Below are 11,958 nucleotides of genomic sequence, written 5' to 3'. Positions count from 1 at the left end.
GAACGGTGAGTTCCGCAAACTGTCGATCGCCCGAGGGGTCGAGCGGAAACACGAGGTAGAGACGGAGTTGGGGGAGTTTTGACGCACGCGCGACTCGATCATCTCGAGGAGGATTCCGCGCGCGGCATTGTTCGCGCACCGGATCTGGCCCGAGTGACGATCCTGGCCAAGCACACGCAGGTCGACATGGCGATTCCGGTCGATGTGCCGGTCGCGCTCGTCATTCCGAGCGTGGTGGACATGGTCGCTCAGCACAGCCGGTCCAATGATTTCGACAACGACGGTGAGCGTTACGAGCCCGCCGAATGGGTGCTGGCGCGTATCGGTCATCCGCCGTTCTCGAATTCGCTCAGCCTCGGCGAGCACGGGGTACGCGACGGCGAACTCCTCATGCTGGAGAGCGCTTCGCACACCGCGCCGACGCCGCTGTTCGACGACATCATGTACAACGTCGCGATCGCCGACGCCGATCACTACCGCAGCTGGACCCCGAAGACCGCGCGCATCACCGGTTCGGTGCTCGCCGCGGTCACCATGCTGGTCGGCTGCTTCGGTCTGCTCGCCGCCCCGGACGCGCTGCCGTTCTGGGTGACCGGTTCGCTCGCGCTGCTGGTCGCGATCCTGTGCGTGGTCGCGGGCACGGTGCTCAGCCGCATGTACGGCGACACCTCGGCCGCGCTGGTGCTCGGCGGCTGCGCGCTGCCGACCGCGTTCACCGCGGGCATGCTGCTGGTCCCCGATCATTACGGCTGGGCGCATCTGCTGCTCGGCGCGACGCTGTTCGGCGCGACCGCGGTGCTGGCCTGGCGCGTGACCGGGGTCGGCCTCGCGCTGTTCATCGGCGCGGCCGCGGCCTCGGTGTTCGTCATTCCGGCGGCACTGGTCGGGCTGCTCACCGAGCAGCCGGTCAAGGCCATCGGTGCCGTCGTCGCGGCGGTCGGGCTGGCGGGGCTCTCGCTGTCGCCGCGGGTGTCGATGCTGCTGGCCAAGCTGCCGCTGCCGCCGGTCCCCTCCCCCGGCACCCCGATCGACCCGACCGAGGACGATCCGGACGACCACCGCGCGCTGCCCACCCTGGACGCGCTGCGCGCCAGGTCGGAGCGGGCCCGCAACTACCTCGCCGGACTGGTCACCGCGACCACACTGGTCACCGTCGTCGGCGCGCTGCTGGCGATCGACGCGACCGCGGACGACCCGTACTGGCCCGGCATCGCGCTCGCGCTGGTCTGCGCGGCGGTGCTGATGTTCCGCAGCCGCACCTACGCGGGCGCCGAGCAGGCGATCGTGCTGATCGCGGGCGGCGCGTCGATCGTGCTGATCATGCTGGTGGGTGTCGCGCTCGAAATGCGCCAGCCGCTGGTGGTTTTCGGTGCCGCGCTGGCGATCCTGGTCGCCGCGCTGGTGATCGGCCTGATCGTGCCGAACCAGTCCGCGACGCCGCCGATGCGCCGGGCGGTCGAACTGCTCGAGTACGCGTTCGTCGCCGCGGTGCTGCCGCTGGTGTTCTGGGTCGCCGAGCTCTACTCCCTCGTCCGCGGGCTGTGAACGCGAGCCTGCGCGTCGCGGCGGCGGCCGTGGCGCTCGGTGTCGGCGCGTCGTTCGGGCTGGGCGCGGCGCCCGCCTCGGCCGACCGGCCGCCCGCCGCCGATCCAGCGAACCTGCCCGCCGGTGATCCGGCCGCGCCGCCGGAGAAGACCGAGGTCGGTTCGAACGCGGTGTGCACCACGGTGGCCACCGGTGGCGACGGGCCCGCCATCCCGGACGCGCAACGGTCCCTCGATCTGGCGCGGGCGTGGGAGTTCTCCCGCGGCGCCGGACAACTGATCGCGGTGATCGACACCGGCGTGAGCAGGCACGATCGCCTGCCCGACATGATCGCGGCGGGTGACTTCGTCGCCAATTCCGGTGACGGCGCCGAGGATTGCGACGCGCACGGCACCTTCGTGGCCGGGCTGATCGCGGCGACCCAGGTGCCCGGTCAGGGCTTCGCCGGGGTGGCCCCGGAGGCTCGCATCCTCACGATCCGGCAGACCAGCAAGATGTATCAGAAGGAGGGCGCCAACCGGAACAAGGCGCCCGAGGACCTGCCCGACGGCTACGGCAACCTGAACACGATGGCCTCGGCCATCCGGCGCGCTGCCGATATGGGCGCGGGCGTCATCAATGTCTCCGAAGTGTGGTGTGGCACCAACAAGGACGTCAACGACCGGGCGATCGGCGCCGCGCTGCAGTACGCGGTCGAGGTGAAGAACGCGGTTCCCGTTGTCGCGGCGGGCAATTCGGATACCTGCAAGACCGCGAACACGGTGATCGACCCGCTGGAGCCGAACGCGGACCCGTGGACCAAGACCTCGATGAACGTCAGCCCGGCGCGCTGGGACGACTACGTGCTGGCCGTCGGCTCGATCGACGCGAACGGCGCACCGTCGAAGTTCACCGTCGCCGGACCGTGGCTCAGCGTCGCCGCGCCCGGCGAGAACATGACGTCGCTGAACCCGCGCGGACCCGGCACCGCGACCGGAACGGTGAACCAGCAGGGTCAGACCGGCCCGATCAGCGGCACCAGTTTCGCGACCCCGCTGGTGTCCGGTGTGGTGGCGCTGGTGCGGGCGCGGTTCCCCGAGCTCAGTGCCAAAGAGGTGATGAAGCGGATCCAGGCGACCGCGCACGCGCCCGCCGAGGGCTGGAACCAGTACATCGGGTACGGCAGCGTCGATCCGATCGCGGCGCTCACCGCCGAGGTCACCGGGCCGCTGCCGCCCAAGCGGCCGTCACCGGCCAAGCAGGTGCAGCTCGCGGTGCCCGCGCCGGCGCCGGTGCCGGACAACACGGCCAGGAATGTCGGGTTGATCGGAGCGGGTGTGGTCGGGCTGTTGTTCGTGCTCGGCATGCTCGCCTCGTTCCCGATCCGGCGTCGGTTCGGCGTCCGCGAGGACACCTGAGGTAGCCGACGCGGTACGGTCCTGGTCGAGCGCACTCCGCGCAGCCCGTCGAGCCAGGTAGCAGTATGGATCCGTTGACCACAGAGCAGCGCCCGCAGACCCGCAGACAGCGCTGGGAGCAGGCGACCAACCTGCCGATGATGACGCTGGCCGTGCTGTTCCTGCTGCTGTACGCGTGGCGGGTGCTCGACACCGATGCCTCACCGACGCTGGACGCCTGCCTGGTGTGGGCCGATGTCGCGATCTGGGCGGTGTTCGCGGTGGACTTCGCGGTCCGGCTGCGGCTGTCCACCGATCGGCGCCGGTTCGTCCGCAAGCACCCGCTCGATCTGCTCGTCGTGCTGGTGCCGCCGTTTCGCCCGCTGCGCCTGGTGCGCGCCGCGCTGCTGTTGCTCGACACGCTCAACCGGGCGATGCATCCGCGGACCCGGCTGGTCGCCTTCGTCGGCACCGGTTCGCTGCTGATCCTGCTGTTGTCGAGCCTGGCCTTCTTCGACGCCGAATTCGGTGCGCCCGACAGCAAGATCACGAGTTTCGGTGACGCGCTGTGGTGGTCGGCGGTCTCGGTGACCACCGTCGGCTACGGCGACGTCTACCCGGTGACCTTCGAGGGCAGGCTGGTGGCGCTGGTCCTGATGACGCTGGGCATCGGCCTGATCTCCTTCGCCATCGGCACCATGACCAGCTGGTTCGTCGAGCAGCTCAAGACCGTCGACGCGACCGACCGCGCCGAGCGCACGCTGGCCGAACTCGTCGACGAAGTGCGCGAGCTGCGTTCGGAAGTCGCCGAATTGCGGGCGCGGTCGGAACCGCCGCCCGTCGGCTGACTACTTGCTGTTGGCGACCGTGGCCACCGGCTGCTTGGCCGGGGACGAGTCGGGGGCGACGCCGTCGTGCGCGACCATCGCGTCCTCCCGGCCCAGGCTCGGGCCACCGGCGAGCAGCCCGACGATCGGCCACGGCGCGGGCTCGGCCTTCACGTTCTCCAGCCCGAGTGCCTTCACCGCGTCGGAGTTCTTGATGCCGAAGCGGACTCCGGTGTCGGCGATGTAGAACAGGCTGTCCTTGCGACGGCTGTCCGGTTCGATGCCGGTGGTCTGGACGTAGGCGCCCGAGGCGGGCGGGATGTAGACCGAATCGGCCTTGGGGCCGGAGCCGTCGGCCTGGGCGAGGCTGACCAGCTTGGCCTTGTCCGGGATGGGCAGGTCGATGCCGGTGAGCACGGTCAGTTCGGCGCGCGCGGTGGCGTCGTTGTTGTCGATGGCACCGGGGATCGGCTTCCAGGACAGGCAGCTGACCGGCTGGTCCTTGGCGGTGACCAGGGTCGGCCGTTCCTTGGGGTAGTTGTCGACCTTCAGTGCCTGCGACACCGGCGCGTTCACCCGCTCGGTGTTCTGGATGGTGGTGCCCGCCATCGTCGAGTTGACCGAGTTGCGGATGATCTGCGCCGTGACGACGGAGATGGGCTGCAGGCCGTCCTGCAGCACGACGAAGTCCTGGTTCGGCGCGTTGAACACCTGGACGACATCACCGATCCGGTGGCCGCTGACGTTGTAGGTCGGCACGCCACCCGGGTTGGCGATGACCGGCGAGATGACGGGCAGCACCTCGGGAATCGCGTTGAGCACGCCATCGCTGATGGTGCGCGGGGTGACACCGGAGATGCCGAGCGCGAGCGTGACCGCCGGGTCGCTCATGTTCACCTTGGCGCGCTTGCCGTCGAAGACGAGGAAGACATCGTCCTTGGCCTTGACCAGCAGCGCCTTGTTCGACGGCATCGCCGCGGCCTTGTCGCCGAGATCGAGCGAACCGGCCAGCACCGAGGTGGTCAGATCGGCGGTGCCGTCGGACTTGAGCTGATCGCACACCGACCACTGACGGCCCTTGCCGTCCTTGTCGTACAGCAGCGACGTCGGGGCACCGGGGATACCGATCAGCTGACCGCGCGGCTTCTTACCGAGCTCGGACTCCTTGACGATGACGGCCTTGGCCGCCTCACCGGCGGCGAGCCGGGCCGAGGCCAGGTTGAGCGCGGGGTGCACGACGTTCTCGATGACGACGTAGACGCCACCGGATTCCTTGCCGATCAGGATCTTGTTGTCGCCGATCTTGTCCTGCGGGCGCAGCAGCGCGAGGATGCCGCAGCCCGCCAGCACCACCAGGCCGAGCACCAAACCCACCGCGTAGGCCCGGGACTGGGCGCGCATCGGATCGTGCAGCATGCGCACATCCCGGCGCACCAGGGCGTGCTCCATCCGCCGCACCAGGAAGCGGTAGCCGCTGACCTGCCAGCGTGTAGTGGGTTTTGAAGGCATGGTTCCTCCCCCGAACAGTGCTCTCGTCCGGGCAACACAGTACAGTTCCCGGCAGCACTTGTTCACATTCGGGGGAGGAACCAATGGCCGAGTACACCGGTGCTGGTCCACGTCCACTGTTCGGTCGCATCTCGTTGGCGCAGCTGCTCATCGCGCAGGTGCTCGGCTTGACCGTCGGGCTCATCGTCCTGGTCTGCGGCCTCGGACCCTTCCCCGCCCTCGGCATCGCGGTCGTCGTCGCGGTCATCCCGCTGATCCCGATCGGCAAGCGCACCGTGTTCGACTGGCTCGGCACGATCCGCCGCTACCTCGGCAAGCGCGAATACACCCTCGGCGACACCGTCGACTTCCGGGACACCGACGGCCGCTCGCTCGGCCTGTACTGGGACGGCAGCCGGGTCGTCACCGTGGTCGAGGTGCTGCCGCCCAAGGGCGGGCTGACCAGGATCGCCCGCAACGCCGTGCACGCCTCCCACCTGCTCCCCCTGCCCGAACTGGCCGCCTGCCTGCACCAGCACGACATCCTGCTCAGCGGCATCGACATCATCAGCCACGGGCACCGCAGCCGCTCCGGCACACCGGCGGGCGCGATCTACGAGTCGCTGCTCGGCCCGCTGCCCGCGACCGCGCACCGCACGGTCTGGCTCGCGATCAGCTACGACTCGGTGCAGTGCCCCGACGCGACCGCCCGGCGCGGCGGCGGAACCGACGGCGCGTCCCGCGCGGTCACCATCGCCACCCAGCGCATCATGCGCACGCTCGAAGACGCCGATTGCAGCGCTCGTATCCTCACCGCGCCCGAGATCCGCAAGGCCGTTCAGCAGATCACCGCCGGTCTGGACCCGCGCACGCTGACCCAGCGGTGGAAGTTCGCCGAGATCGGCAACACCGTCAATATCGGCAGCGCGGTGGATCCCAAGCAGCTCGGCTCGGATCTGCTCGCCCAGCTGTGGGTCGCGCCCTCGCGCGGCACGACGGTCGCGGTGCGGCTGCGGCCCGGCAGCGACGCCGAGTCGGTGAGTGTCGGTGCCGCATGGCGTTTGACCGCGCGTGAGCTGCCGGAGAAGACCACGACCAAGGGCATGGTCTCGATGAACGGCCGCCACCGCGACGCGCTGCTCGCGCACCTGCCGATCGCGGTGCCCGGCGTGGACGACACCGTGCCGACCACCGAGTACCCGATCGATGTCATCGGCGCGCTGCACCTGCCGTCGGCGGGCTGCGGTCAGCTGCTCGGCTCCGACGACGAGGGCAACGGCGTCGCCACCAGGATCATCGGCGCCGGTATCTCCTCGGTCTACGTCGCCGGCGAGCTGTATCTGGCCCAGCAGCTGGTGTTCCGCGCGCTGGCCGTCGGCGAGCGGGTGCTGGTGCGCACCGATCGCGCGCACGCCTGGGAGCAGCTGGTCAGCACGGTCGGCAACCCGGAGCGCCTGACCATCGCGGTCGAGACACACCAGTCCGACGCGGGCTTCACCGCCACCGTCGTCGACGGTGTGCTGGCGCCGGCGCCGCACGCCGGTGTCACCACCATCTACCTGACCGGCGATCCGAACGGCTGGCCCGCTTCCCGTCCCGACCTGGAGATCTTCCAGCCGGGCGCGATCGGCAACCGGGTGGTGCTGCGCACCGGGACGACCAGGGTCAACCTCACGCTGGTGTCGATCCCGCGCGAGGCGACCTACATCGGGCAGCCGCGCGGACAGCGCACGATGGCGCCGGCCTGACCGGTCAGCCCGGGTAGGGGTCGGCGCCGCGGGCGGCCCGCAAAGTCCGTCCCCACCAGGCCAATTGGCCGAGCATCCGCGCACTCGCGTCGATCGCGGCGTGGTCATCGGTGCTGCCGTCGGCGCCGAAACGCCGCTTGGCCTGGGCGAAGCTCACCGATTCGCGCACCGAGACCATGTGCAGTTCGGCGACCACCTGACGCAACTGCTCGACGGCCCGCAGGCCGCCCGAGAGTCCACCGTAGGAGACGAAGCCGATCGGCTTGGCCCGCCACTCCCGTTTGGCGCTGTCCAGGGCCGTTTTCAGGGACGCGGGATATCCGTGGTTGTACTCGGAGGTGACGACCGCGAAGGCGTCGGCGGCGGCGAGCCGCTCCCGGAACGCGTCGACCTCGGGGGTCTCGGTGAGCTCGACGGGCAAGGCGATGTCACGCAGATCAAGGACCCCGACCTCGAATTCCGGCCGCTCGGCGAGCACGCCGAGGAACCAGTCGGCCACCACGGGCGCGAAGCGCTCCGGGCGGGTACTGGCGACGACGACCTCCAACCGCAACGGTGTGTCCATACGGCGAGCTTATCGATGGACCCCCGCCCCGCGGCGCGCGGCGGATCGGGCACGATGGGCGCAGGCGATTTGGTTCGATATCCGCAGGTGGGGAGTGACCGAAGGGGGCAGCACAGGTGATCATCGGGCAGTGGCAGCTGATCGAGACGCTCGGCGCGACGTGGTCGATGCTGAGCACGGGGACGACGCCGCGCGAGTGGGCGTCGTATCAGCGCGCGATCCCGGCCGCGCTGCAACCGATGATCGCCACCGCCCACGATTCCGGCACACCGGTCGACCGGGTGCTGCCGAAATCCCGGCAGCCGTGGTCGGAGTTGCGGTTACGGGCCGAGCCGGTGGTCTGGCCGGGCGCCGGGACCCACGCGGTGAAGGTCTGGGTGGGTGAGCAGGCGCCCACCGAGGATCTCGGGGTCGGGATGTTCCGGGTCGACGCGCAGGCCAGGGTGGTGCGCACCCGGCCCGCCGGGCTCGGCGCCCATCTCGGTTCCGTGCCACTCGAATTCACCGGCGCCGAAGCCTTCCAGCGGATCGAGCGATTCGATCGCGCGCTGGATATCGTTGCCGCCCTGACCCGTTCGGAACCGGACAGCCGCTGGTCGGCCATCGCGACCGTGCACTCGACGGCGGGGCCGCGGTCGCTGTTCGTCGCGGCCCGCAACGGGACCGCGGCGCAGCGGTTCTCGTGGCGTGGCCTCACGGTGGACGTCACCGACAGCATCGCCCCGCAACCCAAGTCCTTCGAGGCCGCCACGCTCGCGCTGCTGCGCGACACCCAGCCCGGTCTGTATCTGTGCATCCTCGACACCGCGCAGGTCCGGCAGGTGCGCTGGGTCACCGAGCCGGTGCCCGGCCTGCGCTGGCGCGGGATCGACGAGCGGCTGATCCCGCACCCCGAGGACCGCGCCCGGATCGTCGCGGCCAGGGCGGAGATCCTGGCGGGCGCGGCCCGCGCGGGCATGACCGGGGTGCGGCTCGCGGCGGAGTCGGGCGGCTGGCTGATCGCCGACGTCGAGGTGACACCGCTGCCCGCGGGCGCCGACGGCGCGGCGCCCGCGTTCGTGCTTGCTCAGTTGCAGGTCACCGCGCCGGCGCGGTGATCAGGGCAGTTCGAAGGGCAGCGACACCCCGGCGTGCACCCGGCAGCGCTCGCAGGTGTCCTCGCCGTCGACCGCCGCGACCGCGCGCCGCAGCAGTTCCTTGAACGGGCCGAGGTTCTTCTTGAACTCGGCGAAGACATCGACCGCGTGCACGCCGTCGCCTTCCTCGAGGCCCGCGTCCAGGTCGGTGATGAGAGCGACCGCGGCGTAGCACATCTCGAGTTCGCGGGCGAGCACGGCTTCGGGGTGGCCGGTCATGTTGACCAGGTCCCAGCCCTGCCCGGCGAACCAGCGGCTCTCGGCCCTGGTGGAGAAGCGCGGGCCCTGCACGACGACCATCGTGCCGGAATCCTCGACGCGCAGATCGTCACCGGCGGACTTCACCGCGGCGGTGCGCAGGTCGTCGCAGTAGGGGTCGGCGAAGGAGACGTGCACGCCGCCGCCGTCGAAGTAGGTCTGCGGGCGGCCCGAGGTCCGGTCGACGAGCTGATCGGGCACGGCGACGGTGCCCGGCCCCCAGTCGGCGCGCAAGCTGCCGACGGCGCACGGCGCGAATACCCGGCGCACGCCGAGCGAGCGCAGCGCCCACATGTTGGCCTGGTAGGGCAGGGTGTGCGGGGCGAACTCGTGCTGCTTGCCGTGCCGCGGCAGGAACGCGACGGCGCGACCGTCGACCTCGCCGATGGCGACCGGGGCGCTCGGCGCGCCGTACGGTGTGTCGACCTCGACGTGCACCGCGTCGTTGTCGAAGAAGTCATAGAAACCGCTGCCGCCGATGACGGCGAGTGCGGGCCGGGGAAGCGAACTCATACCGGTGATTCTCCCGTCCGGGCAGGTCGCGCGCATCACCGGGACCGCGACACCGGCCGCATCTGACAATTCCGGCCGGAAACTGTACCCTAGGGGGGTATCAGCTCGGTACTCCGAGCACCCCGTCAGGCGAGGAGACCTCCGGTGACCGAACCCACCCCCGACACCACGACCGGCGGCGAGCACACGGGCCACTCGGGCCACGGCTACATCACCGCCAAAGAGGACTACCTCAAGCGCCTGCGCCGCATCGAGGGCCAGTCGCGCGGCCTGCAACGGATGGTCGAGGAGGAGAAGTACTGCATCGACATCCTCACCCAGGTCTCGGCGATGACCAAGGCGCTACAGGCCGTCGCGATGGGTCTGCTCGAGGACCACATCTCGCACTGCGTCGTCGACGCGGCCGTAGCGGGCGGCCCCGAGGCCGAGGCCAAGATCAAGGAGGCGACCGACGCGATCGCGCGCCTGGTCCGCTCCTGACCGCCCTCAGCAGGCCCGCATGTAGCCCTGACCGTCCGTCCACGGGTTGGCCGACTCGTCGACGACGAAATCGGCGAACAGCAGCCCGGGTCGACCGGGTGGCAGCGGCCGAACCAGGTCGCGCCCGTCCGGACCGATGATCCGGGCGACCTCACCGCCGCCACTGAGCATCAGGTGCTCCGGCGAGCGCGCGTCGACGACCGACCAGCCGGTCATCGGGACCAGTGCGGTCGGCGCGATCACCACGGTCCGGCTGTCGCGCGCGTACTGTTCGCCGACCGTACTGTTCACCGCGATCGTGCTGTCGTCGTCGACGTCGTGATACACGGTGAAACCGGAGAACGCGGCGACGTGGACCTGCTCCCGCCACAGGTCCACGCGCCTTTCCGGGCACAGATGATCGGTGCCGCCGAGGACACCGATGCGGCCCAGCTCCGTGTGGTGCACCGCCGGTGGCGCGATGCCGTCGGCGAACACCTCCCGCTCCAGCGAGGTGGGTGATTGCCGGTGCGACACCAGGATCCGGCCGTCGGGTCCGATCATCGCCTGCGCCAGATAGATCTCCGCACCAGCGCGCTCGGCGAAACCGAGCACCACGTGCACCCCGGCCCACCGTGCCGCGTCGGCGATGGCGCGCATCTCGGCGCCGTCCCTGGTCATCGCGTTCGCCAGATACCGCGACCGGAATTCCGTTCCCCAGTCGACCGAGTTCAGCCACAGCCACCACGGATAGCCGGGCAGGAAGGCCTCGGGAAAAGCGATCAACTGCGCGCCGCCCACCGCCGCGTCCTCGATGAGGCCGATCGTCTGCGCGACCCCGTCGGGCAGGTGTAACCACGTCGGCTCCGCCTGCACGGCCGCGGCGCGAACCCGAATCGCCATGTCCCCGCTCCCCTGTACTCGCCTGTGAGATCCAGTGTCGTGCAGCGACTGTGCCGATCCACAGACCGGCAGCGCCATCCCACTGACAACCGGTGCCAGCCGACGGCTAGGCGAGGTGGGTCCGCCGGTACTCGCGCGGAGTCATCCCCGTCTCCTGCTGGAAAACCCGGTAGAAATGCCGTTCCGAGGCGAACCCGGACGCGAACGCGACCGCCGCGGGCGCGTGGAATCGCTGGCAGGCGATCAGCTTCTCGGCATGGCGGACACGCAGGCGGCGCAGGGTGGTGTGCAGGCTTTCGCCCGGACCGCCGAAGAGGCGGAACAGCGTCCGGCGGGAGATATGGCAGGCCGCGGCGATCTCATCGGCTGTGAGGTCGGCATCGGTGTAGTTCTCGCGCAGGAAGGCCAGGACGTGTTCGCGGTGCAGTGCCGCGCCGGGGGTGTCGACGGGTGCGGTGCCCGCGGCCAGCAGGACGGCGGAGCCGAAGAGGTCGACGGCACCGCGCGCCAGCAGGTCGGCCTGGTCGGGCGCGTCCTGCTGCAGCCGGGCCAGGTCACGGAAGAAGGCGGCGACCACCCCGGCCGCGCCGGTCGCCGGCAGCGTGACGGCGGTCGGCATGGCCAGCTGACCGAGCCCGGGCAGCTCGCGCAGCAGCCGGATCGGCACCTGCACGTTCACCTGCTCGAACCGCTCACCCTCGGTCCAGTGATAGGGGCGCGACGTGTCGAAGAAAGTCATCTGACCGGGCAGGATCAGCGCCGAGCGACCGTCCTGGTTGAGCCGGGCGCGGCCCTCGGTCTGAATACCCGCGAGCAGATACTGCTCGCCGGATCGGGCGATATGGCCGGTGTCGCGGCGGAATTCGTGATTGCGGCCGGTGAGCGTCGTCAGGTGACAGTCGGGCGCGCCGGCGAGCGCCCTGGTGACGACCCGGCCGTAGAAGGGGCGATCCGCGTAGGGGTCGACGGCGAGGGGCACGAAGGTCCGCTGCATGAGCGCTTCCCACTGCCCGAACGCGTCGCTGTGCGGCGTCGCCGAGGCGAACTCCGCCGTCATCGGTGCGATGGCCATCGGCAGCCTCCGGGAACGGATTTCGGCACGGCCGACTATTCGGCACGAACCAACGATACCTGTCCGTT

The 11,958-nt window shown here is 70.3% G+C and carries 11 protein-coding genes; 6 read left to right on the top strand and 5 right to left on the bottom strand.

Annotation, left to right across the window (positions count from 1 at the left end; translation table 11 throughout):
• Positions 1-78 precede the first annotated feature (78 nt).
• From eccD to AB0L91_RS16505, 3 genes are all read left to right on the top strand, one after another.
• Positions 79-1,545 carry a type VII secretion integral membrane protein EccD gene (eccD, locus tag AB0L91_RS16515; protein ID WP_355271399.1) on the top strand — a complete coding sequence of 489 codons (1,467 nt, stop codon included), beginning with the start codon at positions 79-81 and terminating at the stop codon, positions 1,543-1,545.
• Complete coding sequence (mycP, locus tag AB0L91_RS16510; protein WP_365010731.1) at positions 1,542-2,942, top strand: type VII secretion-associated serine protease mycosin; 1,401 nt, start codon at positions 1,542-1,544, stop codon at positions 2,940-2,942. Before eccD ends, mycP begins: the two co-directional genes overlap by 4 nt.
• Positions 2,943-3,007: 65 nt before the next feature.
• Positions 3,008-3,769: a potassium channel family protein gene (locus tag AB0L91_RS16505; RefSeq protein WP_365010729.1), complete on the top strand. Its 762-nt coding sequence runs from the start codon at positions 3,008-3,010 to the stop codon at positions 3,767-3,769.
• Here the strand turns inward: AB0L91_RS16505 and eccB are convergent, their stop codons facing one another.
• A complete protein-coding gene (gene eccB / locus AB0L91_RS16500) occupies positions 3,770-5,257 on the bottom strand; it encodes a type VII secretion protein EccB (RefSeq protein WP_365010727.1) in 1,488 nt (495 codons plus the stop codon).
• Between the two features lie 83 nt (positions 5,258-5,340).
• On the opposite strand from eccB, the gene eccE reads away from it, so the two are divergent.
• Positions 5,341-6,984 (top strand): type VII secretion protein EccE, encoded by a 1,644-nt coding sequence (gene eccE / locus AB0L91_RS16495; protein WP_365010725.1) that lies wholly within the window; start codon positions 5,341-5,343, stop codon positions 6,982-6,984.
• A 4-nt stretch (positions 6,985-6,988) separates the two neighbouring features.
• Here eccE and AB0L91_RS16490 read toward each other — a convergent pair whose 3' ends face one another.
• On the bottom strand, positions 6,989-7,549 hold the full coding sequence (locus AB0L91_RS16490) for an NAD(P)H-dependent oxidoreductase (protein ID WP_355271390.1): 561 nt from the start codon (positions 7,547-7,549) through the stop codon (positions 6,989-6,991).
• Between the two features lie 116 nt (positions 7,550-7,665).
• Here AB0L91_RS16490 and AB0L91_RS16485 point away from each other — a divergent pair, with 116 nt between their 5' ends.
• The gene (locus AB0L91_RS16485; protein WP_365010724.1) at positions 7,666-8,646 is read left to right on the top strand and encodes a GAF domain-containing protein; all 981 of its coding nucleotides are present in this window, start codon (positions 7,666-7,668) and stop codon (positions 8,644-8,646) included.
• Here AB0L91_RS16485 and AB0L91_RS16480 read toward each other — a convergent pair whose 3' ends face one another.
• Complete coding sequence (locus AB0L91_RS16480) at positions 8,647-9,456, bottom strand: S-methyl-5'-thioadenosine phosphorylase (RefSeq protein WP_355271387.1); 810 nt, start codon at positions 9,454-9,456, stop codon at positions 8,647-8,649.
• A gap of 144 nt (positions 9,457-9,600) precedes the next feature.
• Here AB0L91_RS16480 and AB0L91_RS16475 point away from each other — a divergent pair, with 144 nt between their 5' ends.
• The gene (locus tag AB0L91_RS16475; RefSeq protein WP_357346508.1) at positions 9,601-9,936 is read left to right on the top strand and encodes a metal-sensitive transcriptional regulator; all 336 of its coding nucleotides are present in this window, start codon (positions 9,601-9,603) and stop codon (positions 9,934-9,936) included.
• A 6-nt stretch (positions 9,937-9,942) separates the two neighbouring features.
• Here AB0L91_RS16475 and AB0L91_RS16470 read toward each other — a convergent pair whose 3' ends face one another.
• Positions 9,943-10,818: a nitrilase-related carbon-nitrogen hydrolase gene (locus AB0L91_RS16470; RefSeq protein ID WP_365010721.1), complete on the bottom strand. Its 876-nt coding sequence runs from the start codon at positions 10,816-10,818 to the stop codon at positions 9,943-9,945.
• A gap of 106 nt (positions 10,819-10,924) precedes the next feature.
• Entirely contained in the window at positions 10,925-11,890 is a 966-nt protein-coding gene (locus AB0L91_RS16465; protein ID WP_365010718.1) for a helix-turn-helix domain-containing protein, read from the bottom strand.
• Positions 11,891-11,958: the final 68 nt, after the last annotated feature.

The organism is Nocardia sp. NPDC051833 (assembly GCF_040681225.1).
Classification (GTDB): domain Bacteria; phylum Actinomycetota; class Actinomycetes; order Mycobacteriales; family Mycobacteriaceae; genus Nocardia.
This window is presented reverse-complemented; position numbering and strand designations above follow the sequence as displayed.